Annotated in this window: 16 protein-coding genes; 7 read left to right on the top strand and 9 right to left on the bottom strand. The window is 69.1% G+C overall.

Annotated elements, in window-relative coordinates:
* Positions 1-398 precede the first annotated feature (398 nt).
* A complete protein-coding gene (locus tag GGR64_RS19170; RefSeq protein ID WP_184447116.1) occupies positions 399-749 on the bottom strand; it encodes a DUF5713 family protein in 351 nt (116 codons plus the stop codon).
* A gap of 95 nt (positions 750-844) precedes the next feature.
* Positions 845-1,483 (bottom strand): response regulator transcription factor, encoded by a 639-nt coding sequence (locus GGR64_RS19165; protein ID WP_048490880.1) that lies wholly within the window; start codon positions 1,481-1,483, stop codon positions 845-847.
* A 290-nt stretch (positions 1,484-1,773) separates the two neighbouring features.
* Here GGR64_RS19165 and GGR64_RS19160 point away from each other — a divergent pair, with 290 nt between their 5' ends.
* Positions 1,774-4,908 carry a ligand-binding sensor domain-containing diguanylate cyclase gene (locus GGR64_RS19160; RefSeq protein ID WP_184647828.1) on the top strand — a complete coding sequence of 1,045 codons (3,135 nt, stop codon included), beginning with the start codon at positions 1,774-1,776 and terminating at the stop codon, positions 4,906-4,908.
* A gap of 283 nt (positions 4,909-5,191) precedes the next feature.
* Here GGR64_RS19160 and GGR64_RS19155 read toward each other — a convergent pair whose 3' ends face one another.
* The 3 genes from GGR64_RS19155 to GGR64_RS19145 are packed head-to-tail and all read right to left on the bottom strand — an operon-like array spanning position 5,192 to position 8,353.
* Complete coding sequence (locus GGR64_RS19155) at positions 5,192-6,274, bottom strand: ABC transporter substrate-binding protein (RefSeq protein ID WP_184647826.1); 1,083 nt, start codon at positions 6,272-6,274, stop codon at positions 5,192-5,194.
* On the bottom strand, positions 6,271-7,656 hold the full coding sequence (locus GGR64_RS19150; protein ID WP_184647824.1) for a sensor histidine kinase: 1,386 nt from the start codon (positions 7,654-7,656) through the stop codon (positions 6,271-6,273). The genes GGR64_RS19155 and GGR64_RS19150 overlap by 4 nt, the downstream gene beginning before the upstream one ends.
* The gene (locus GGR64_RS19145; RefSeq protein WP_160965246.1) at positions 7,649-8,353 is read right to left on the bottom strand and encodes a response regulator transcription factor; all 705 of its coding nucleotides are present in this window, start codon (positions 8,351-8,353) and stop codon (positions 7,649-7,651) included. Before GGR64_RS19145 ends, GGR64_RS19150 begins: the two co-directional genes overlap by 8 nt.
* A 246-nt stretch (positions 8,354-8,599) precedes the next feature.
* Here GGR64_RS19145 and GGR64_RS19140 point away from each other — a divergent pair, with 246 nt between their 5' ends.
* From GGR64_RS19140 to GGR64_RS19125, 4 genes are all read left to right on the top strand, one after another.
* The gene (locus GGR64_RS19140; RefSeq protein ID WP_184647822.1) at positions 8,600-9,790 is read left to right on the top strand and encodes a porin; all 1,191 of its coding nucleotides are present in this window, start codon (positions 8,600-8,602) and stop codon (positions 9,788-9,790) included.
* Between the two features lie 131 nt (positions 9,791-9,921).
* Positions 9,922-11,247 carry a CitMHS family transporter gene (locus GGR64_RS19135; RefSeq protein ID WP_160965242.1) on the top strand — a complete coding sequence of 442 codons (1,326 nt, stop codon included), beginning with the start codon at positions 9,922-9,924 and terminating at the stop codon, positions 11,245-11,247.
* 111 nt (positions 11,248-11,358) lie between these two features.
* Positions 11,359-12,099, top strand: a complete 741-nt coding sequence (gene phbB / locus GGR64_RS19130; RefSeq protein WP_184647820.1) for an acetoacetyl-CoA reductase — start codon at positions 11,359-11,361, stop codon at positions 12,097-12,099.
* Positions 12,100-12,437: 338 nt separating this feature from the next.
* Positions 12,438-13,469 (top strand): LacI family DNA-binding transcriptional regulator, encoded by a 1,032-nt coding sequence (locus GGR64_RS19125; protein WP_160971117.1) that lies wholly within the window; start codon positions 12,438-12,440, stop codon positions 13,467-13,469.
* A gap of 125 nt (positions 13,470-13,594) precedes the next feature.
* Here the strand turns inward: GGR64_RS19125 and GGR64_RS19120 are convergent, their stop codons facing one another.
* Positions 13,595-14,920 carry an MFS transporter gene (locus GGR64_RS19120; RefSeq protein WP_184647818.1) on the bottom strand — a complete coding sequence of 442 codons (1,326 nt, stop codon included), beginning with the start codon at positions 14,918-14,920 and terminating at the stop codon, positions 13,595-13,597.
* 299 nt (positions 14,921-15,219) lie between these two features.
* Here GGR64_RS19120 and GGR64_RS19115 point away from each other — a divergent pair, with 299 nt between their 5' ends.
* Both GGR64_RS19115 and GGR64_RS19110 read left to right on the top strand, forming a co-directional pair.
* The gene (locus GGR64_RS19115; RefSeq protein ID WP_184647816.1) at positions 15,220-17,679 is read left to right on the top strand and encodes a TonB-dependent receptor; all 2,460 of its coding nucleotides are present in this window, start codon (positions 15,220-15,222) and stop codon (positions 17,677-17,679) included.
* 47 nt (positions 17,680-17,726) lie between these two features.
* Positions 17,727-19,646 carry an alpha-amylase family glycosyl hydrolase gene (locus GGR64_RS19110; protein ID WP_184647814.1) on the top strand — a complete coding sequence of 640 codons (1,920 nt, stop codon included), beginning with the start codon at positions 17,727-17,729 and terminating at the stop codon, positions 19,644-19,646.
* A 289-nt stretch (positions 19,647-19,935) separates the two neighbouring features.
* Here the strand turns inward: GGR64_RS19110 and GGR64_RS19105 are convergent, their stop codons facing one another.
* The 3 genes from GGR64_RS19105 to GGR64_RS19095 all read right to left on the bottom strand — a co-directional run bounded on the left by GGR64_RS19105 (position 19,936) and on the right by GGR64_RS19095 (position 22,086).
* The gene (locus GGR64_RS19105) at positions 19,936-20,619 is read right to left on the bottom strand and encodes a type 1 glutamine amidotransferase domain-containing protein (protein ID WP_184647812.1); all 684 of its coding nucleotides are present in this window, start codon (positions 20,617-20,619) and stop codon (positions 19,936-19,938) included.
* Between the two features lie 167 nt (positions 20,620-20,786).
* The gene (locus GGR64_RS19100; RefSeq protein WP_184647810.1) at positions 20,787-21,197 is read right to left on the bottom strand and encodes a hypothetical protein; all 411 of its coding nucleotides are present in this window, start codon (positions 21,195-21,197) and stop codon (positions 20,787-20,789) included.
* Positions 21,198-21,303: 106 nt separating this feature from the next.
* Entirely contained in the window at positions 21,304-22,086 is a 783-nt protein-coding gene (locus GGR64_RS19095; RefSeq protein ID WP_184647808.1) for a hypothetical protein, read from the bottom strand.
* Between the last annotated feature and the right edge of the window lie 229 nt (positions 22,087-22,315).

The following is a 22,315-nucleotide window of genomic DNA, read 5'->3' as shown; positions in this document are numbered from 1 at the left end:
CCTTCTCCCGGCGGGAGAAGGGAACAACCGGAGCCCCTCTCCCACCGGGAGAGGGGTTGGGGTGAGGGTACGGGGCGCGCAGCGCCACGCAAGACCTCGTGCAAAGTTGGCGAACCAAGCTCATCACTGCCCTTGCAATGAGGCAGCGCTGGCCGCCGCACCCTCATCCGCCCCTGCGGGGCACCTTCTCCCGGCGGGAGAAGGGAACAACCGGAGCCCCTCTCCCACCGGGAGAGGGGTTGGGGTGAGGGTACGGGGCGCGCAGCGCCACGCAAGACCTCATGCGCAGCTGGCGAACCAAGCTCATCACTGCCCTTGCAATGAGGCAGCACTGGCCGCCGCACCCTCATCCGCCCCTGCGGGGCACCTTCTCCCGAAGGGAGAAGGAAAAGCCGATTTCACCACTCGCGCGGAGCGATCAGTTCTTCGACGTCGGCGTCGGCAAAGCCATAGGCCCTGGCGATGTGCAGGAAATCCACGCCGATGTTCGCGCTTGCAGCGGTCTCGATCTCGCTGTCGTGGGCCTCGAACTCCAGCGCCAGCTTGTTGAACTCCTCGGTGGCGGCATGGGTCAGCCGGTATAGCGCCGGCAGGTCCGCCGGTGCCTGCGCCTCGATCGCCTCGCACAACCGCAGCAGGATCTTCTGCCCCTTGCCGACCAGCGACGGGGGAAAGTAGTCGTCGTCCAGCATCTCCTGCAGGAACGGATAGTAGGCGGTCTGCTCGTTGCGGATGGTCGTGGTGGGCATGGTCCGGTGGTCTCCGCCCGCAGGGGGCGCGGGCATCGGCGCATAGCATCGCGTATCCGGGCGCCGCGGAAAACGCCCCCCGCCGGCGCCCCGGTTCAGGCTTCGCCTTCCGGCTCCAGCGCCTTCACCAGGACCGCCGCCTGGGTGCGGCTGTGGCATTCGAGCTTCTTCAGGATCGCGGTCACGTGGACCTTGACGGTGTTCTCGGCCAGGCCCAGCTCATAGGCGATCTGCTTGTTGAGCAGGCCGTCGGCCAGGCACAGCAGCACGCGGAACTGCTGCGGGGTCAGTTGCGCCAGGCGCGCGGCCAGCTGCGCGTCAGCCTCCGAACGCGCCGCGGTCAGCGGCGGAAACCAGGTGCCGCCATCGAGCACCGCCGCCACCGCGATGCCGATGGTCTCGGCCGGCGAGGACTTGGGAATGAACCCGGCCGCGCCGAACTGCTGCGCGCGGCGGATCACCCGCGGGTGGTCGTTAGAGGAGATCACCACCACCGGCACGTCCGGGCGCTCGCCGCGCACGTGCAGCAGGGCCGAGAATCCGCGGGCACCGGGCATGGCCAGGTCCAGCAGGATCAGGTCGGCATCGGCCTGCGCGGCCAGTGCGGCGTCCAGGGTTGCGGCGCTGGCCGCCTCCACCACCAGGGCACGCGGCAAGGCCTGGCGCAGCGCGTGCAGCACGGCGGCGCGGAACAGCGGGTGGTCGTCGGCGACCAGGATCGTCGGGGCATCCATGGGCGTGAGGCGGCTGGCAGGACGCCGCGAGGCGTCGTCGGGTGGGCGCGGACAGCGCGCAGAGCATGCAGTGTACGTGCGGCGCGGTTGGATGCCGAGCGTGCGCGCGCCGGGCCGCGTCGGTAGCGCGGCGATTGGCGGGCCACGGCCGTCGGCGGCGGCACGTACCACGTGGCGGAGCTCGGCATGCTCCGCACGGAACAACGCGCCGCGCCTTACCTGCCGCAGCCAGCGACGAGGCACCGCCCGCCTGCATTCAAGGCCGGACCCACCATGGCCGATAACACGGCGTGATCGTCTCGCTCTCCAACTTGCTGGGCCGCCTGCCGCTGGCCGCGTCCTGCCTCATCCTGTGCCTGGTGCTGACCCCGGCTGCGTCCGCGGCCGAGACGGTCGACGACACCGACCTGCCCAGCAGCCTGGAACACTTCGGCCTGGACGACGGCTTGTCGCAACTGTCGATCAACGCCCTGCAGAGCGACGACCAAGGCTTCCTGTGGGTGGGTACGCAGGAAGGGCTGAACCGCTTCGACGGGCATCTGTTCCGCGCCTACCGGCACGAGCTCGGCAGCGACGGCCGGCAAAGCCTGCTCAGCAGCAGCATCGACAGCATCGGCTTCGAGCCGCACGGCACCCGCCTGTGGCTGGGCACCAACGATGCCGGCCTGGAAGTGATCGAGCTGGCCACCTGGCAACACCACCGCCTTGGCGCGAAGCAGGGGCTGTCGCACAACCGCATCACCCAGATCCTGATCGATCCGCAGGGCGGCGCGTGGCTGGGCACCGAACGCGGGGCGGACCGTGTCGACGCCGATCTGCAGCAGGCACGGCCGCTGGGCGGCGATGCGCCGGTGGTAGGCCTGACCTGGATGCCGGACGGCAAGCAGCCGGTGGCGCTGGACCGGCAATGCCGGCTGTGGCGATTGGGCCGCGAGGCGCGCGAGGAACTGCCGGCACCGCGCGGCATCGACGAATGCGTGGGCCTGCAGTCCGGGCCGGAAGGGCTGTGGCTGGCCTCGGCGCGCGGCGGACTGTTCCAGCTCGATGCGCACGGCGCGGTGCTGGCGCACTGGACGCCGGCGCAACTGCTGACCGGCGGCAGCGACCTCAGCGCGCTGATCCGGCTGCACGATGGCCGCGTGCTGATCGGCACCACCAACGCCACGGTGACGCAACTGGACAGTGCGCGGCATGTGCCGCAGCAGCTGAGCTTCGACATGCCGCCGAACAGCGCCATCATCCGCTTCTACCAGGCGCCCGACGGCACCTGGTGGATCGGCACCTACACCGGCGGCCTGTACCGGGTACGGCCGCTGTCGGCGGTGATCCGCAACGACGAAGAGCGCGTCAGCGACATCCACGCCTGGCCCAGCAGCAGCGTGCGCAGCATCTGGCGCGACGGCGAGCGCATGCTGATCGGCACCGACCAGGGCCTGTTGCTGCGCGACGGCAGCCACACCGCCTGGCATGTGGTGCCGGGACTGGCCAGCCAGGCGATCCGCAGCATCGCCGCCGACCGCGACGGCTGGTGGCTGGGCACGCGCCAGGGGCTGTGGCACCTGGACCGGGGCGGCGCACTGCGGCGCCTGGGCGGGCTGGCCGACGAGCACATCAACGACCTGATGCTGGAAGGCGACACGCTGTGGGTGGCCACCCGCCGCGGCCTGACCCGCGTGGTCGGCGGACGCGTGCACGACGATCCGCGCTGGGCGCCACTGAACGGACACACCCTGACCCGGATCTACCGCGACAGCGAGGACACGCTGTGGATCGGCTGCAACGACTGCGGCCTGTGGCGCATGCGCAGCGGCCGTCCCGTCGAGCCCTACCGCCCGCGTGGCAGCCCGCTCTACGCCTCGGTGTGGTCGCTGTACGAACGCGATGGCGTGCTGTGGGTGGGCACCTTCTCCGGCGGCCTCTTCCGCGTCGACCTCAAGCGCGACGTGGCGCTGCGCTACAGCGACCGCGAGGGACTCAGCAGCAACGTGATCTACACCATCCTGCCGGACCCGCAGGGACGGCTGTGGCTGAGCACCAACAACGGCCTGAGCGTGCTCGATCCGCGCACCCGCATCGTGCAGAGCCTGGGCCGCCGCGACGGCCTGCAGAACCAGGAATACAACAGCGGCCGCGGCTATCGCGACGCGCGCGGCCTGCTGTACTTCGGCGGCACCCAGGGCGTGGACGTGATCGACCCCACGCGCCTGCCGCTGCGCAGCCCGCAGGCACGCGCGGTGCTCACCGACCTGCGCATCCTCAATGCCGGCGAGGACCGCAACGGCGGCGAGAACCAGGCCGAGAGCGACGTGGTCTACGCGCAGCGCATCGTCCTGGACCACCGCGACAACGTGTTCACCATCGGCATGACCGCGATCGACTTCGTCGCCCCGGGCACCGCGCGCCTGCGTTATCGCGTGGACGGGCTGCAGAAGGGCTGGGTGTACCCGCAGACCGCGCACAGCGACTTCTCGGTCAGCCACCTGCCGCCGGACCGCTACACGCTGGTGGTGGAAGCGGCCGGCCGCGACGGCCAGTTCGGCGCCGCGCGACGGCTGCAGATCGAGGTGCTGCCGCCGCCGTGGCGGCACCCGCTGGCCTACGCCGGTTACGTGGTGCTGGGCCTGGCGCTGCTCGGCCTGGCGTTGCAGCGGGTGCGGCGTACGGTCAGTCGCGAGCGCGACATGGTGGAACTGCTGAACCTGACCGTGGCCGAGCGCACCCGCCAGCTCGAGCGCGCCAACCAGCAACTGCTGCAGAGCAATGCGCGGCTGCAGGCGGCCACGCGCCTGGATCCACTGACCCAGGTCGCCAACCGCCGCGAACTGCAGGACTGGCTGGCACGCGAATGCCCGGCCCTGCTGGCGGCGCTGGACGCGGGCAGCAGCGCCGATGCGCTGTACTTCTTCATGATCGACGTGGACAACTTCAAGCGCATCAACGACGACTACGGCCACCAGGCCGGCGACGCCGCGCTGGTGCACTGCGCCGACCGCCTGCGCGGGCTGTGCGGCGAGCGCGACCTGCTGGTGCGCTGGGGCGGCGAGGAGTTCCTGCTGGTCACGCGCCTGCCGCGCGAGGACGCCGCCAGCGATCTGGCCGAACGCTTGCGCGCGGCGGTGGCGACGCAGGGCTTCGTCCTGGCCGAACGCGAACTGACGCTGACCTGCTCGATCGGCTTCGCGCCCTGGCCGTTCGTCGCCGCGTGGCCGGCGCTGGGCGACTGGGAACAGAGCGTGGGCCTGGCCGACCGCTGCCTCTACGCCGCCAAGGGCGCCGGCAAGGACGCCTGGGTTGGGCTGGCACCCGGCGCAGCCCCGGACCGGCCGCGCCTGCACGCGCTGCTGGCCGGCGGCGCGCCGGAGGAACTGGGCGACAGCGTGCGCGTGCTGTGTTCGCCCGGGCGCCAGCCACGCTTCGCACGCTGAGCGCAGGCGCCCTAGGGCGTGTCACCCATTCCCGAGTATGCCGCGTTGGGTCTGGCAGGCGCGCTGCCGGCGTTGCGTGGCGCAGCGCCTGACTGGCCGTCAGGTCAAGCCGCGCGGCGCCGGTAGCGCGCCTGCCAGACCCAACCCGAAGGGCCGCGGTTGCGTGCGCCCGTGGCCGCGTCATCGCTCGGGCGTGGACGCACGTCCACTTCCTCGCTCTTCCTTGCCACAGGCACGCGCAACCGCGGCGCGGCATGCTCGGGGAGGGGGGACACGCCCTAGCTCAGTGCGGCGGCGCCTGCTGCATGCTGCTGCGCCAGGCGTCCAGGAACTGGCGCCGCTTCAGCGCGTCCAGGTACACCAGCAGCCCCGGCCCCAGCGCGATCGGGCGGAACGCCGCGGCGGCGGCCGGCCCACCCTGCGCCGCCACGCCCGGCTGCGGCAGGATCGGCTGCAGCCGCGCCTCGCGCGACAGCACCTGCTGCCCGCGCGGGGACAGCAGGTAATCCAGGAAGCGGCGCGCCTCGGCCGCATGCGGGCTGTCGCACGGGATCACCGCGGTGCGCAGCGCGACCAGGGTGTAGTCCTCCGGCTGCACGATCGCCAGCGGCGCGCCGGCATCGATGCGCGCCTGCGCGTACGAGCCCAGCACGTTGTAGGCCAGCAGCAGCTCGCCGCGCGCGACCTTGTCCAGCAGCACCCCGGTACGCTCCTCCAGCACCACCTGGTTGTCGCCCATCGCCGCCAGCAGCGCCCCGGCCATGCTGCCGAGTTGGCTGTCCTGGGTCGCGAACAGGTAGCCCACGCCGCTGCGCTCCACGTCGTAGGTGCCGATGCGCCCGCGCAGCGGCAGGCCGGGCGCGCGCAGCAGTTCCAGCAACCGGCGGCGGGTGCGCGGCACCTGCGCGGCCGGCAACCGCGCGGTGTTGTAGACGATCGCCACCGGCTCGTAGCTGATGCCGAACACTTCGTGCCGCCACTGCGCCCACGCCGGCAGCGCCTCGGTCTGCGGCGAGCGGTGCGCCAGCGCGTGACCGTCGTTCACCAGCTTGGTCTGCAGGTCCATGCTGGCGCTGATCAGCAGATCGGCGCAGCGCGGGCCCGGGCCTGGATGCAGATAGCGCTGGTAGATGTCCCAGGCGATCGCGTCCTGGTACACCACCTCGGTCTGCGGATGCAGGCGCTGGTAGTCGCCGATCACCGCGGCGAACACCTCGATGTCGGTCGAGCCCTGGATGCACAGCTGCGCGGTGGCGGCGCCCTGCGCCGGGAAGCGGCGCACGTCGCCGGGCGCGGCCAGGGCGCTGCCGGCGAACAGCACGGTCAATAACAGCGGCAGACGGCGCAGCAGCGCGGGCAGGGTCATGGATGCAGCCTCGGCAGGTGCAGGCTGGCGATCAGGCCGCCGCCCACGCGATTGGACAGGTCGATGCGCCCGCCATGGGCCTCGACCACGCGCTTGACGATCGCCAGGCCTAGCCCGGCGCCGCCTGCGGCCGCGCCCTCGCCGCGCACGAAACGCTCGAACACGCGCTCGGCCTCGGCCGCGGCGATGCCCGGGCCGTGGTCGGCCACGGTCACCACGCAATCGCGTGGACTACAGGTCAGCGCTACCTGCAGCGCGCCGTCGCCGCCGTACTTGCAGGCATTGTCGATCAGGTTCTTGATCGCCTCGCGCAACAGCAGCGCATCGCCGCGCACCAGTGCCGGTTCGCTGGCGATGGCCAACTGCACGCGCGGCCGCGGCGCCGCTTGCGGCAGGGCATCGTGCAAGGCCTGGTGCAGCACCTCGGCCAGGTCGACGCTGGCGTAGCGTTGCAGGTTCGAACGGTGGATCACGCTGGCGTCGCTGAGCAACTGGTTGAGCAGGCGGCTCATGTGCGTGGCATTGCGCTCGATCGCCTCCAGGCTGCGACGCATCTCGTGCGGGTCGTCCTCGTCCAGCGCCAGTTGCGCCTGCGCGCGCAGCGCCGCCAGGGGCGTGCGCATCTGGTGCGCGGCTTCGGCCATGAACGCACGCAAGGTCTCGTTACTGCCGGCCAGGCGCGCCATGAAGCGGTTCAGCGCCGCCACCATCTGCTGCATCTCCTGCGGCGCGGTCGCGGCCACCGGCTTGAGCTCGGACGGTTCGCGCCGCGACAACTCGCGCTCCAGCGTGCGCAGCGGCCGCAGCGCGCGCGACACGCCCAGCCACACCAGCGCCAAGGCCAGCAGCGACAACAGCGCGATCGCCACCAGCGCGTGCAGCACCACGTCCTGCGCCAGCGCCTCGCGTGCGCGGCGGGTCTGCCCCACCTGCACCCACACCTGGTCCTGCGCCGCCGCCGAGGATACGCGCCGCGACACCACCGCAAAGCGCACCGGTTCGCCGCTGTAGACCGCGTCGAACAAGCGTGGCGGTGCGCTCGCGCGCGGCAGCGACGGCGCCGCCGGCAGGTCGTCGTAGCCGGTGATGGTGCGCCCGCGCGCATCGAACACGCGGTAGAACACCCGGTCCTCCGGCGCCATCGCCAACAGGTCCAGCGCCGCATACGGCAGGTCCACCTGCCACTGGCCGCCGGCCAGCGCCACCGAATCGACGATGGACAGCGCCGAGGACACCAGCAGGTGGTCGTAGGAGCGGTTGGCGGCACGCTGGCCGTAGTCGCGCGCGACGAAGAACAGCGCCACCGCGCCGAGCAGCGACAGCGCGCCCAGGTAGCGCAGCAGCGTGCGCCGGATCGATGGCGGCGGCGCGGCCTCAGCCATCGGCGTCCGCTGCCGCCGGATCCGGCGGCGTCGCGGCCGCCTCCAGCTTGTAGCCGACGCCGCGCACGGTGACGATGCGCAACGGCGCGTCGACCAGCTTCTTGCGCAAGCGCCCGACGTACAGCTCGATCGCATTCGGCCCGGCCTCGTCGTCGAAGCCGAACAGGCCGTTGCCGATCTCGTCCTTGCCCACCACCTGGCCGAGCCGGCCGATCAGGATCTCCAGCAGGCGGTACTCGCGGTTGGGCAACTCGATCGGCGTGCCGTCCAGGCTGACGCTGTGCGCGGCGTTGTCGAAGGCGAAGCCGCCGAGCTGCACCACTTCGCTGGCCTGGCCGCGATTGCGCCGCAACAACACCCGGCAACGCGCCTCGAACTCGCGGAAGTCGAACGGCTTGCCCAGGTAATCGTCGGCGCCCACGTCCAGCGCCTGCACGCGATCCTCGATCCCATCGCGCGCGGTCAGCATCAGCACCGGCGTGGTATCGCCACGCTCGCGCAGGCCGGCCAGCACGCGCAACCCGTCCAGCCCCGGCAGGCCGATGTCCAGCACCACCAGATCGAAGCGCTGGTAGCGCAACACCCCGGCCGCACTCAAGCCGTCGCGCTGCCAATCCACCGCATGCCCGCTGCGGCGCATGCGCCGCACGATCGCATCGGCGAGATCGGCGTTGTCTTCTACCAGGAGCAGGCGCATTGGGGCGGGGATTGGGGATTCGGGATTGGGGATTCGCAAGAGCGGCTCCGTACGCGGATGCTAACGCGCCTACGTCCGGGCAGACAGCGCGCATAGCGCTTTTACCAATCCCGAATCCCGAATCCCCAATCCCGGCCCCACCGACAGGTCGATGACAGCTATGCCCGACTAGGCTGCGTCCATGCCGGTCCGCGGCGATTGCTCGCGGACCGATCCAATCGCTGCGACACGCACCTGGGAGGGGACGTGGAACTGAAGACTCTGACATGGGGCAGCGCCTGCGCGTTGCTGTGCCTGGCCGGATCGGCGCGCGCCGCCACCGACGACGATGGCCCGGTGACCGCCGAGTTCGGCGGCCGTCTGCACTGGGATTTCGCCCACTTCGACAACGACCATCGCGGCACGCCCAACCCCGACGACACCGAGATCCGCCGCCTGTGGCTGGACGTGTCCGGCAAGTTCTTCGGGTTCGGCTACAAGGTCGAGGGCGATTTCGCCGGGTTGCAGGACGATTTCAATGGCAAGGGCATCGAGGCCAAGGACGTCTACATCACCCGCACGTTCGGCGCCGGCATGCTGACCGTGGGCCAGTTCAAGCAGTACTTCTCTCTCGACGACCGCACCGGTTCCAACTTCGGCCAGTTCCTGGAGCGCAGCGGCGCGGGCAGCACGCTGGCGCCGCTGTACCGCAAGGCGGTGTCGTGGCAGGCCGCGGGCACCGATACCACCTGGGCGGCCAGCGTCTACAGCCTGCAGAGCATCGATGTCTCCAACGTCCGCGGCCATGCGTTCGGCGGCCGCGGCACCTGGGCGCCGGGCGCGCGCGACGGCGACGTGCTGCACTTGGGCCTGTCGCTGGCGCACGAGCACTACGACCACCCGGGCGCCGGCGGCGCACCGGCGCTGAGCATCCGCCCGCGCCCGGCCGGCCACCTGTCCGACGACAGCCGCGTCACCCTGGCACGCTTCGCCGACGGCCGCGACACCGACGTGGACAAGTGGTCGCTGGAGTACGCACAGGTGCGCGGGCCACTGTCGTGGCAGGGCGAATTCAGCGGCGGGGTGTTCGACGACGGCGCGCAGCGCGCCGACGTGATGTCCGCCTACGGCTTCGTCAGCTGGTTCGCCACCGGTGAGTCGCGCCGCTACGACCGCAAGACCGGCCGCTTCACCCGCATCAAGCAGGTCAACCACAAGTACGGCGCCTTCGAACTGGCGCTGCGCTACGACCGCATGTGGGGCGAGCAGCACCGCGACGGGCAGCCGGACCTGCTCGACGCCTCCACCGCATCGTGGACGCTGGCCGGCAACTGGTACCTCAAGCCGAATCTGCGGCTGATGCTCAACCTGATCGACAGCCGCAACCGCGATCACCTGGCTGGCGTGACGCTGGACCACACGCGGGCGATTACTGGACGCTTCCAATATGACTTCTGAGAGCCGGGATTGGGGAGTGGGGATTCGGGATTCGCAACGGCGGCATCTTGCGATGTGACGTTTGGTCGGCCTCTTTTCTGATCCCTGATGTGGGGTCCACTTTCTTTCATGCATCACCCTGAGGAACTTCCATGCTGACCGCGCTCGGTTTCGGAATGGTCATTACCTTCATGTACTTGATCATGAGCAAGCGGCTGTCGCCGCTGGTCGCGCTGATCATCGTGCCGATCGTGTTCGCGCTGGCCGGCGGCTTCGGCACCGGCATCAACGAGATGATGCTGGAGGGGATCAAGAAGATCGCGCCCACCGGCGTCATGCTGATGTTCGCGATCCTGTACTTCGGGGTGATGATCGACGCCGGTCTGTTCGATCCGCTGGTGCGGCGCATCCTGCGCCTGGTCAAGGGCGACCCGATGAAGATCGTGGTCGGCACCGCGGTGCTAGCGCTGCTGATCTCGCTCGACGGCGACGGCTCCACCACCTACATGATCACCGTCTCGGCGATGCTGCCGCTGTACCGCCGCCTGGGCATGAACGCGCTGAACATGACCTGCGTGACCATTCTCGCCGGTGGCGTGATGAACCTGACGCCGTGGGGCGGCCCGACCGCGCGCGCCGCCACCGCCCTGCACGTGGACCCGGCCGACGTGTTCGTGCCGCTGGTGCCGGCGATGGCGCTGGCGATCGTCGGCATCCTGCTGCTGGCCTGGTACCTGGGCCTGAAGGAGCGGCGCCGGCTCGGCGTGGTGACGCTGCCCGGCGATGCCTGGATGGACGGCAGCGTCGCCGACGACGGCGAGGCCCTGCCCACCGTGGAAGACGCCGAGGACATCAAGCGGCCGCGGCTGCTGTGGGTGAACCTGGTGCTGACCCTGGCGCTGATGGCGGCGCTGGTGATCGGCGTGCTGCCGATGCCGGTGCTGTTCATGATCGGCTTTGCGCTGGCGCTGCTGATCAACTACCCGAACCTGGCCGAGCAACGCCGGCGCCTGGTCAACCATGCCGGCAACGTGCTGTCGGTGGTGTCGCTGATCTTCGCCGCCGGCGTGTTCACCGGCATTCTGTCAAACACCGGCATGGTCGAGGCGATGTCGCGCAGCTTCCTGGCGGTGATCCCCGACGCCTGGGGCCCGTACCTGGCGGTGATCACCGCGCTGGCGAGCATGCCCTTCACCTTCTTCATGTCCAACGACGCCTTCTACTTCGGCGTGCTGCCGATCCTGTCCGAAGCCGCCAGCCACTACGGCATCACCCCGGTGGAAATGGCCCGCGCCTCGCTGGCCGGGCAGCCGGTGCACCTGCTCAGCCCGCTGGTGCCGTCCACCTACCTGCTGGTCGGCCTGGCCAAGGTCGACTTCGCCGACCACCAGCGCTTCACCCTGAAGTGGGCGGTGTTGATTTCGTTGGTGTTGATGGGCGGCGGGTTGTTGTTCGGCCTGTTCCCGCTGGCCAAGTGAGCGCCGCCCGGGATTGGGGATTGGGCATTCGGGATTCGTAGAAGCCACTGCCCGCGCGCTCATCCAATCCCGACTCCCCAATCCCCAATCCCAACTCCGAAGGAGTTCACCGTGACCCTCAGAATCGCCTACGTCACCAGCGGCATGGGCAGCATCGGCACCGCGATCTGCCAGAAGCTGGCGCGCAATGGCCATACCGTGGTCGCCGGCTGCGGGCCGGACTCGCCGCGCAAGTCGGCGTGGCTGCGCGAGCAGCGCGAGCTTGGTTTCGACTTCATCGCCTCCGAGGGCAATGCCACCGACTGGGATTCCACGGTGGCCGCGTTCGCCAAGGTCAAGGCCGAGGTCGGCGAGGTCGACGTGCTGGTCAACAATGCCGGCGGTAGCCGCGACATGCTGTTCCGGCAGATGGGGCGCGAGGATTGGCAGGCGGTGATCGCCAGCAACCTGCATGCGCTGTTCAACATCACCAAGCAGGTGGTGGACGGCATGACCGCACGCGGCTGGGGCCGCATCGTCAACATCGGCGCGGTCAGCGCGCAGAAGGGCCAGATCGGGCAGATCAACTACGCCACCGCCAAGGCGGCGATGCAGGGCTTCAGCCGCGCGCTGGCGCAGGAAGTGGCCTCGCGCGGTGTCACCGTCAACACCGTCTCGCCCGGCTACATCGCCAGCGCAGCGATCAGCGGCTTCCCGCCGGACGTGCTCGATCGCCTGGCCAGTTCGGTGCCGCTGCGCCGGCTCGGCAAGCCCGAGGAAGTGGCCGCGCTGTGCGCCTGGCTGGCCTCTGACGAGGCCGCCTACGTCACCGGTGCCGACTACGCGGTCAACGGCGGCCTGCACATGGCCTAGGGCGTGTCACCAATTCCCGAGTATGCCGCGTTGGGTCTGGCAGGCGCGCGGCCGGCGTTGCGTGGCGCAGCGCCTGACTGGCCGTCAGGTCAAGCCGCGCGGCGCCGGCCGCGCGCCTGCCAGGCCCAACCCGAAGGGCCGCGATTGCGCGCGCCCATGGCCGCGTCATCGCTCGGGCGTGGACGGACGTCCACTTCCTCGCTCTTCCTTGCCACAGGCGCACGCAATCGCGGCGCGGCATGCTCGGGAATTGATGACACGCCCTAGCCATGCGCAGCGCCGCGACGCGCGCCTGGCATACACTGCCGGTTCCGTTTCGTCCGTCGCGCCCGCTCCGCATGTCCGACAAACCCGAACCCGGCGCGCCCGCCGCGCGCCTGCAGATGGCCGACATCGCGCGCATGGCCGGCGTGTCCGAATCCACGGTGTCGCGCGCGCTGGCCGACAATCCGGTGGTCGCCGAACGCACTCGCGCCTACATCAAGCAGCTTGCGCGCGATGCCGGCTATCGGGTCGACCCGGTCGCGCGCAGCCTGCGCTCGCGCCGCTCCAACATCGTCTGCGTGGCGGTGCCGCTGATGCACGCGCACGAGCAGCCGCTGTCGGACCCGTTCATGATGACCATGCTGGCGCTGCTCGCCGACGCGTTGACCGCGCGCGGCTACAGCATGCTGTTGTCCAAGCTGGACCAGCACCAGGACCACTGGGTCGAGGACCTGGCGCAGAGCAGCCGCGCCGACGGCGTCATCATGCTCGGCCAGAGCCACGAGCACGCCTCGCTCGACGCCGCCGCGCGCGGCGGCCTGCCGATGCTGGTGTGGGGCAGCCGCATCGACGGCCAGGCCTATGCCAGCGTGGGCAGCGACAACCTGCGCGGCGGCGAACTGGCCACCGCACACCTGATCGAGCACGGCCGCCGACGCATCGCCTTCCTCGGCGACGAGCAGCTACCGGAAGTGGCGCCGCGCTTCGCCGGCTACCGGCGCATGCTCGACGCGCACGGCCTGGCGTTCGACCCGCGACTGCACGCGCGCAGCCATTTCCTCAGCGAGGACGCCTATCGCCTGACCCGGGCGATGCTGAAGAAGACCGACCCGCCGGATGCGGTCTTCGCCGCCTCCGACGTGATCGCACTGGGCGCGATCCGCGCCCTGATCGAAGCCGGCCACCGCGTGCCGCAGGACATCGCCCTGGTCGGCTTCGACGACATCCCCCTGGCCGCCTACAGCCAGCCGCCACTGACCACCGTGCGCCAGGACCTGGCACACGCCGCTACGCTGCTGGTGGACGGTGTGCTGAACCTGATCGCCGGGGCGCCGGTGGAATCGGTGGAGCTGCCGGTGAGTCTGGTGGTGCGGGAGTCGGCGTGAAAGGCTGGGATTGGGCATTCGGGATTCGGGATTCGTAAAAGCGGGACTTGCGCGCTGAGGGTGTACTGGCTGAGCCGGCTTTTTCCAATCCCGACTCCCGACGCGCGAATCCCGGCTCCGCCGCTTTACGAATCCCGAATCCCTACTCCCGAATCCCGCCCCCTCACCAACCCCATCGCCACCGCCGCCGCCAGCATCAGCGCGCCGGCCAGGCGAATCACGTTGCGCGGGTCGCCGTGCAGCAGGCTGTCGTAGTACAGCGGCAGGGTCACGATCTGGATCAGCATCGGCAGCACGATGAACAGGTTGAACAGGCCCATGTACACGCCGGTGCGTTCGGGCGGGATGCTGTTGGCCAGCATCAGGTAGGGATTGCCCATCATGCTGGCCCAGGCCAGGCCGATGCCGATCATCGGCAGCAGCAAGAGCCAGCGGTCGTGGATCGACGGCAGCAGGCACATGCCGAGGCCGGCGGCGACCAGGCACACGGCGTGGGTGGCCTTGGGGCCGAACCGGCGCGCCACCGGCACCATCGCGAACGCGGCCAGGAACGCGACGAAGTTGTAGAAGCCACCGATCTGCCCGTTGACCAGGCCGGCCTCGCGGAAGCCATGCGAATCGGCCGCGGTGGTGCCGAACAGGGTGGTCGACAGCGACAGCACGATGTACTGCCAGTAGCAGAACATCGCATACCACTGGAACAGCATCACCGGCGCCATCTGCCGCATCGTCGGCGGCATCTGCCGCACCGCGTCGACGATCTCGCGCAACGTCGCCAGCGGCCCGACCGCGGCGCTGCGCAAGCGCTGCAGTTGCGCCGGCGGCAGCACCGGCTCACGCACGCTGCGCGCGGTGAGCAGGATCGACGCGGCGGAGAAACCCGCACCGATCGCGAACGCGGCGATGGTGACGTAGGGAATGTGGTGGGCGTTGGCCGCGTCCTGGTTCATGCCCAGCCACACCAGGAGCGGCGGGGTGACGTAGGCCAGGGTCTGGCCAAGGCCGGTGAACGCGCTCTGGGTCAGGTAGCCCAGCGGCCGTTGCGGTGGCGCCAGCACGTCGCTGACCAGCGCACGGTACGGCTCCATCGCCACGTTGTTGGCCGCATCCAGCATCCATAGCAGGGCCACCGCCATCCACAGCGCCACGCTGAAGGGCATGGTCAGCAGGCACAGGCTGCAGACCAACGCGCCCACCACCATGTACGGCATGCGCCGGCCCCAGCGGGTCAAGGTGCGGTCGCTGAGCACGCCGACCACCGGCTGCAGCACCAACCCGGTGATCGGGCCGGCCAGCCACAGATACGGCAGGTTGGCGTGGTCGGCGCCCAGGTAGTTGTAGATCGGGCTCATGTTGCTCTGCTGCAGCCCGAAGCTGTACTGCACGCCGAAGAAACCGGCGTTGAGCGCCAGCACGCGTGAGAGCGGAAGCAGGGGACGATCGGAACGCATGAGCATCGGCATCGGCCTGAAGGGGTCGGACACGCGGGAGGCGTGCCGCGGCGGCGGAGCGGAGTGTCGCTGCGCCTGCAATCGTTTGTAACGCTGCGTTGCACCATGCAAAATGCAACCTAATCCCGTTTGAAAGAGAGCGAACGGTACGGCGACCGGCTTTGCTGCACTGCAAGTTGCAATCGTTTGCAGGCAGCCGTATCTGTAGCCCGCCGCACCCACCGTTCGCGCCGTGTCCTGCCCGTTTGCGGCATTGGCGCGCCGCCGCCCACTGCACCCTCGCTTCGGGAGAGACAGCGATGCACCACCCTTCGATCCGCCTGCAGACCCTGGCCCTGGCCGTCGCCGCGGCGCTGTCCGCCCCGGCCGCGCTCGCGCAACAGGCCACCCCCGCCACTGCAGACGCCCCGGCGGCGCAGGGTGACGTGGTCAGCCTGGACTCGGTGTTCGTCACCGGCACCGCCACGCCCAAGAGCAAGCTCAAATCCAGCGTCTCGGTGAGCACCGTCGGCGCCGAGGCGATCGAACAGTCGGCGCCGCGCAGCACCGCCGAGATCTTCCGCAACATTCCCGGCATCCGCTCCGAATCCAGCGGCGGCGAAGGCAACGCCAACATCGCCGTGCGCGGCCTGCCGGTCGCTTCCGGCGGCGCCAAGTTCCTGCAATTGCAGGAAGACGGCCTGCCGGTGCTGGAGTTCGGCGACATCGCCTTCGGCAACGCCGACATCTTCCTGCGCGCCGATTACAGCCTGGAGCGGATCGAGGCGATCCGCGGCGGCTCGGCCTCCACCTTCGCCAGCAACTCGCCGGGCGGCATCATCAATTTCATCAGCAAGACCGGCGAGACCGCCGGCGGCAGCGTCGGCCTCACCCGTGGCCTGGGCGGCTACGACAACACGCGCCTGGACTTCGACTACGGCGCACCGTTCGCCGAGCACTGGCAGTTCAACGTCGGCGGCTTCTACCGCCGTGGCGACGGCATCCGCGATGCCGGCTACACCACCGACAAGGGCGGCCAGCTCAAGGCCAATCTGACCCGGCTGTTCGACAACGGCTACGTGCGCGTCTACGCCAAGTACCTCAACGACCGTGCCGCCGGCTACCTGCCGGTGCCGACCCGGGTCAGCGGCCGCGACGGCGCACCGCACTTCGGCAGCATCGACGGCTTCGATCCGGGCACCGACACGCTGTACAGCCCGTACTTCCGCAGCAGCGCCACCCTCGATGGCGGCAACAAGCCCTCGCGCGTGGAACTGGGCGACGGCATGCATCCGCTGTCGCGTGCGTTCGGCGCCGAGGCGCAGTTCGACGTCGGCGGCGGCTGGACCCTGACCGACAAGTTCCGCATCGCCGACACTTCCGGCCGCTTCGTCTCGCCATTCCCGGCGCAGGTCGCCGATGCCGGCGCGCTGGCGGCGAGCATCGGCGGCGCCGGCGCCGGCCTGCGCTACGTCGACGGGCCGAACGCCGGCCAGGCCTACACCGGCCTGGCGCTGCGCACGCACCTGTTCAACGTGCACCTCAACGACCTGGGCAACGCGGTCAACGATGTCAGCCTGGCCCGCGACTTCGGCAGCGGCGACGGCGGCAACCTCAACCTCAAGGCCGGCTGGTACACCTCGCGGCAGACCATCGACGTGGACTGGACCTGGAACTCCTACGTGCAGTCGCTGGCGCATCGCCCGCGGCTGCTGGACGTGGTCGCCGCCGACGGCAGCCTGCGCTCGCAGGACGGTCTGTACGCCTACGGCGTGCCGTACTGGGGGCTGGACAATACCCGCCACTACGACGTGCGCTACGACATCAACGCACCGTATCTGGCGCTGAGCTGGGACCAGGGCCCGCTGAGCGTGGACGGCAGCCTGCGCTACGACATGGGCCGCGCCCGCGGCAACACCGCCGGCGGCGTGCTGGCCAGCAATGTCGACGTGAATGGCGACGGCGTGATCGAGGCGCCGGAGCAAAGCGTGGCCACCATCGACTACGCCAACCGCAAGCCAGTGCGCTACGACTGGAACTACCTGTCGTACTCGTTCGGCGGCAACTACATGTTCAACGACGATCTGGCGGCCTTCGCGCGCTACAGCCGCGGCGCTCGCGCCAACGCCGACCGCCTGCTGTTCGGCGTGATCCGCGACGACGGCTCGGTGTCCTCCAACGAAGCGGTGAACGTGGTCAAACAGCTCGAAGGCGGCCTGAAGTGGCGCAGCGGCGGGCTGAGCCTGTTCGCCACCGCCTTCGCCGCGCGCACGCAGGAGCAGAACTACGAAGCCACCACCCAGCGCTTCTTCGACCGCACCTACAAGGCGCACGGCCTGGAGCTGGAAGCCGCGTACCGCGCCGGTGGTTTCAACCTCAACGGCGGCCTGACCTGGACCGATGCCACCATCGACAAGGACCAGATCACCCCGGCCAACGCCGGCAACACCCCACGGCGGCAGGCGCGCTTCGTCTGGCAGCTGACGCCCAGCTACCGCGGCGAGCGCTACCAGGTCGGGGTCAACGCGATCGGCACCAGTTCGGCCTACACCCAGGACAGCAACCAGTTGAAGATGCCAGGCTACACCCAGGTCAACCTGTTCGCCGACTACCGCATCACCGATGCGCTGACCGTCTCGCTCAACGTCAACAACCTGTTCGATACCTTCGGCCTGACCGAAGCCGAGGAGGCCTCGATCGCCGATGCGTCCTCCGGCGTGATCCGCGCGCGCTCGATCCCGGGCCGCACCTCCAGCCTCAGCCTGCGCTACGACTTCTGACGAGGACCGCACATCCGCGCCCCGCCCGGGGCGCGGCCAAGCCCCCCATGACCGCACCCGCTCCTTCCGCACTGTCCGCGCTCGCCCACACCCTCTGGCAGGCGCATCTGCCTCCGGACGCCGCCGCCGTGTTGCTGCCGCGCCTGCAGCGCCACGGCGAACGCCTGCTGGCGCCTTTGCACGCGCTGTACGGTGCGCATCCCGCGTTCGCGCAATGGCTGCCGCACTGGCTGACGCAATTGGCGGCTATCGCCACTGCGCGGCCGCCAGCGCTGCGCCAGCTCGATGCCGAGCGCGCCCCCGACTGGTTCGCCACCCCGGCGATGCTCGGCTACAGCGCCTATGTGGACCGCTTCGCCGGCACCTTGAACGGCGTCGGCGAACGCGTGCCCTACCTGCAGGAACTGGGCGTGCGCTACCTGCACCTGCTGCCGTTCCTGCGCGCGCGCGCCGGCGACAACGACGGCGGCTTCGCGGTCAGCGACTACGGCCAGGTCGAGCCGCGACTCGGCGACACCGACGACCTGGCGGCGCTGACCGCGCGCTTGCGCGCGGCGGGCATCAGCCTGTGCGCCGACTTCGTGCTCAACCACACCGCCGACGACCACCCCTGGGCGCTGGCGGCCAAGCGCGGCGATGCGCGGTTCCTGGACTATTACCACCACCTCCCGGACCGCGACGCGGTGAATGCCTACGAGCGCACCCTGGGCCAGGTATTCCCGCACACCGCGCCGGGCAACTTCACCTGGGTGGAGGAGGCCGGCGCGTGGTTGTGGACCACGTTCTATCCCTACCAGTGGGATCTGGACTGGAGCAATCCGGCAGTGTTCGGCGAGATGGCGCTGGCGCTGCTGCACCTGGCCAACCTGGGCGTGGAGGTGTTCCGCCTGGATTCCACCGCCTATCTGTGGAAGCGCCCGGGCACCGACTGCATGAACCAGCCGGAAGCGCACACGATCCTGCAGGCGCTGCGCGCGCTTACCGACATCCTGGCCCCGGCGGTGCTGCTGAAGGCCGAGGCGATCGTGCCGATGGCGCAGTTGCCGCCCTACTTCGGCGACGACGCCGCGCGCGGCCACGAATGCCACCTGGCCTACCACAGCACGCTGATGGCGGCCGGCTGGGTGGCGCTGGCCGAGCAGCGCGGCGACATCGTGCAGGCAGCGATCGCGCAGACGCCGGCGCTACCGCCGGCCTGCGGCTGGCTCAGCTACGTGCGCTGCCACGACGACATCGGCTGGAACGTGTTGCAGCGCGAAGCCGCCGGCGGCGATGGCGTGGCCCCGTTCGCGCTGGCGCGCATCGCCCAGTTCTACGCTGGCCGCACGCCGGACAGCTATGCGCGGGGCGAAGCCTTCCAGAGCAGCGGCGATGGCGTGCACGGCAGCAACGGCATGAGCGCGGCACTGACCGGTATCGCCGCGGCGCTGGCCGCCGACGACGCCGACGCGCTGGAACTGAGTGTGCGCCGCCTGCTGCTGCTGTACGCCGTGGCGCTGGCGATGCCGGGCATCCCGCTGCTGTACATGGGCGACGAATTGGCCCTGGGCAACGACGAAGCCTATCGCGACGACCCGCTGCGCCGTCACGAAGGCCGCTGGTTGCATCGCCCAGCCATGGACTGGGAGCGTGCTGCTCGACGCCACGACACCGCCAGCCTGCCCGGCCAGGTCTATACCCGCCTGCGCCACCTGATCACCGCGCGCGCCGCTACCGCGACACTGGCTGCCGATCAGCCGCTGCGCGCGGTGCCGCTTGGCGATCCCGCCCTGCTCGGCCTGGCCCGCGGCGAGGACTTCGTGGCGGTCTACAACTTCAGCGCCCACCCGATCGCGGTGGATGTCGCCGCGGCGCTGGGCACTGGCGACTGGCAGACCATCGCCGACGGCGGCAGCGATCCCGCAGCGCTGGCGAACTGGAACGGCACCCTGCCCGCCTACGGCCTGCGCTGGTGGCGGCGCGGCTGAGACGGGAGCAGCAGTGGCGTGCAGCCGGGACTGAAGTCCCTCCCACAAGGCACAAGCTGTCTGATACGCGGCGGCACAGGTGTGCGTTGTAGGAGCGGCTTCAGCCGCGACCAGCGTTAATGGGAACGCCCGTCGCGGCTGAAGCCGCTCCTACAAGGACAAAGCAAGCTGCGTCCGGCGGCGACTAACGGAGATAGGCTTCAACCGCTGCACCATCTCACTTCCGGGAACCGAAGCGCCCTACACCGAGATGGCAAGCCGCCTTGCCATCATCGCGATCGGTAAGTTCTTACTTGCCGCGCAGCATTCCCAGCAACGCCTCGGCCGCCGCCTCGGACGAGGCAGGATTCTGCCCGGTGACCAGGTGGCCGTCCTCGATCACGTGCACGCCCCAGTCGGCGCCCTTGCTGTAGTCGCCGCCCAGGCGCTGCAGTTCGTCCTCGACCAGGAACGGCACCACGTCGGTCAGGCCGACCGCGGCTTCCTCGCCATTGGTGAAGCCGGTGACGCGGCGGCCCTTCACCAGGGGCGTGCCATCGGCCGCGGTCACCCGGCGCAGCACGCCCGGCGCATGGCAGACGAAGCCGATCGGCTTGTCGGCGCGCGCGAACGCCTCGATCAGCGCGATGGAATCGCGGTCTTCGGCCAGGTCCCACAGCGGGCCGTGGCCGCCCGGATAGAACAGCGCGTCGTAATCGTCCATGCGCACCGACGCCAGCGGCCGGGTGCTGGCCAATTGCTGCTGCGCCGCCGGGTCGTCCTTGAAGCGGCGCGTGGCTTCGGTCTGCGCGTCCGGCGCATCGCTCTTCGGGTCCAGCGGCGGCTGCCCGCCCTTGGGCGAGGCCAGCGTGACCTCGGCGCCGGCATCCTTGAACGTGTAGTACGGCGCGGCGAATTCTTCCAGCCAGAAGCCGGTCTTGTGGCCGGTGTCGCCGAGGCGGTCGTGCGACGTCAGCACCATCAGGATCTTCATGCGGGTCTCCTCGTGAGGGGAAGCGGCCATGCGGGGGCAGGCCGGGCGCCGCAGTATCGGCAGCCGCACATTCGCGGCGGGTGAGCGTCACGCGGCGCCGTTCAGTCAAGCGCTCGATGCCGCAAGCCCGCCGACGCCACCCGCTACGACGCCAACCTATCGACCCGCTACGGCGGCGTACGAGCGAGATGACCGGTGCTTAAAACACGACCTGGCCCAGCACGAATCGGCCATCGGCCGCCGATGGCCAGCACTCGGATACCGACGAGCATTGACGCCAGCGCTATGCTCTGGGTTTCGATCCAGGTGAGCCGCATGGCGCGCAGCATGGACGCGATGCGGGCGATGGTGCGCTCCGTACGCACGCAGCCAAGCATCGAACTCGGCATGGCCAGGAGAGATACACGGTCAAGCCAGCAGCTCCACGACATGCACCGCACATGGCGATGCAGTCGCGACGGCCACGACAGGGCCCCACCCCACCGCTGGATCAGCAGGGCCAACGGCTCGGCCTGGAGGGCACAGAAAGCCGAAAAAGTGTTCTTCGGCAGCGGCTTTCCGCCGTCGAGAACATCCACACAGGACATCATCGATGCAAGGAAAGCCCGACCATGACACACATCCCTCCACATCTTCCCTCTTGGCCAGCCTTATCTTGTTCGATAGCGACTCTTGAGCATGCAGCTACTTCTTCACGACGGACGTTTCCGGGAGACTCTGAATGACGTCACCCTTGTCATCCATAAAGTCCAACGACGCCTTGCCGCCGGGAGAAACGGACATGACGATCCTGGGCGTTCCGGAATTGTCCGCAAGAATGACAGCGGACGATTTTCCGCGAGTACGTCCGACAAAGAGTCTCTGCGTCTGCTGGCCGCCTGCATCCTTCCATTGCTTCAACAACGCATCCTTCTCCGGTCCTTCTGGAGCAGCCAGATACTTTTCATATATCCCCTCGTACTGCTTAGAGAGTCCGCGGTCGAACACGGAAAGGCCGGTTTCCATGAATCCGTCTTCCTCGTAGTGATGCAGCGCCAGTTGCTGATCTCCGCCATAGCGATCCATCGAAAGATGCACGCCACCATTGGGCTGCCCATCCTTGTCGACGTTGCCGTCATAGATCAACCCACCGACCTCGTCGCCTACACCGTTATAGAAGAGCATTCCAGGCATCTTGCTCCTTTCGGTTTTCACGACCTTCCCGTCCATCACCGGATCGGGCAGCAATCCGCGGGCCGCCAACACCATGGATCTCGACCCATCCTCATTGACGATATTGATGCGCTTGACATCGATCTCGGAAAATACCTGCTTACCGGCAGGGCTTCGGGCACCCATCAGCATTAGCCCCAAAGGAAAAGCGAACGCCACAGCCGAAAAGATCTTCAGAATTCTATTTTGCCTGCGCAACTGCGCGATGACCCCAGCGGCCCCCACATCACTATCCTTGCCTTCCATCATAGACACGCGAGCCTCCTGATTGGCGATAAGTGCGCGACCCAGCATAAGTACTTAATTCTTCTTTCTACAAGCAAGACGGACATGAGCAAACCATCGTTCTTGCCAGAGAAAATGCCTCGGACTTCCTTTCGTTTCTTTAAGCAACAAACGGCCGACCGCCCGCAATGCGAGGTTGCGATAGCCCCAGGAACAATGCAGTCGCATTCGACGCGTGCAATCGTCCACGCGGCTGGGC

It is taken from the genome of Xanthomonas sp. 3307 (genome assembly GCF_014199735.1).
Lineage (GTDB): Bacteria > Pseudomonadota > Gammaproteobacteria > Xanthomonadales > Xanthomonadaceae > Xanthomonas_A > Xanthomonas_A rydalmerensis.
The sequence above is the reverse complement of the archived record's forward strand: the minus strand, read 5'-3'. Positions and strand labels throughout refer to the sequence as shown.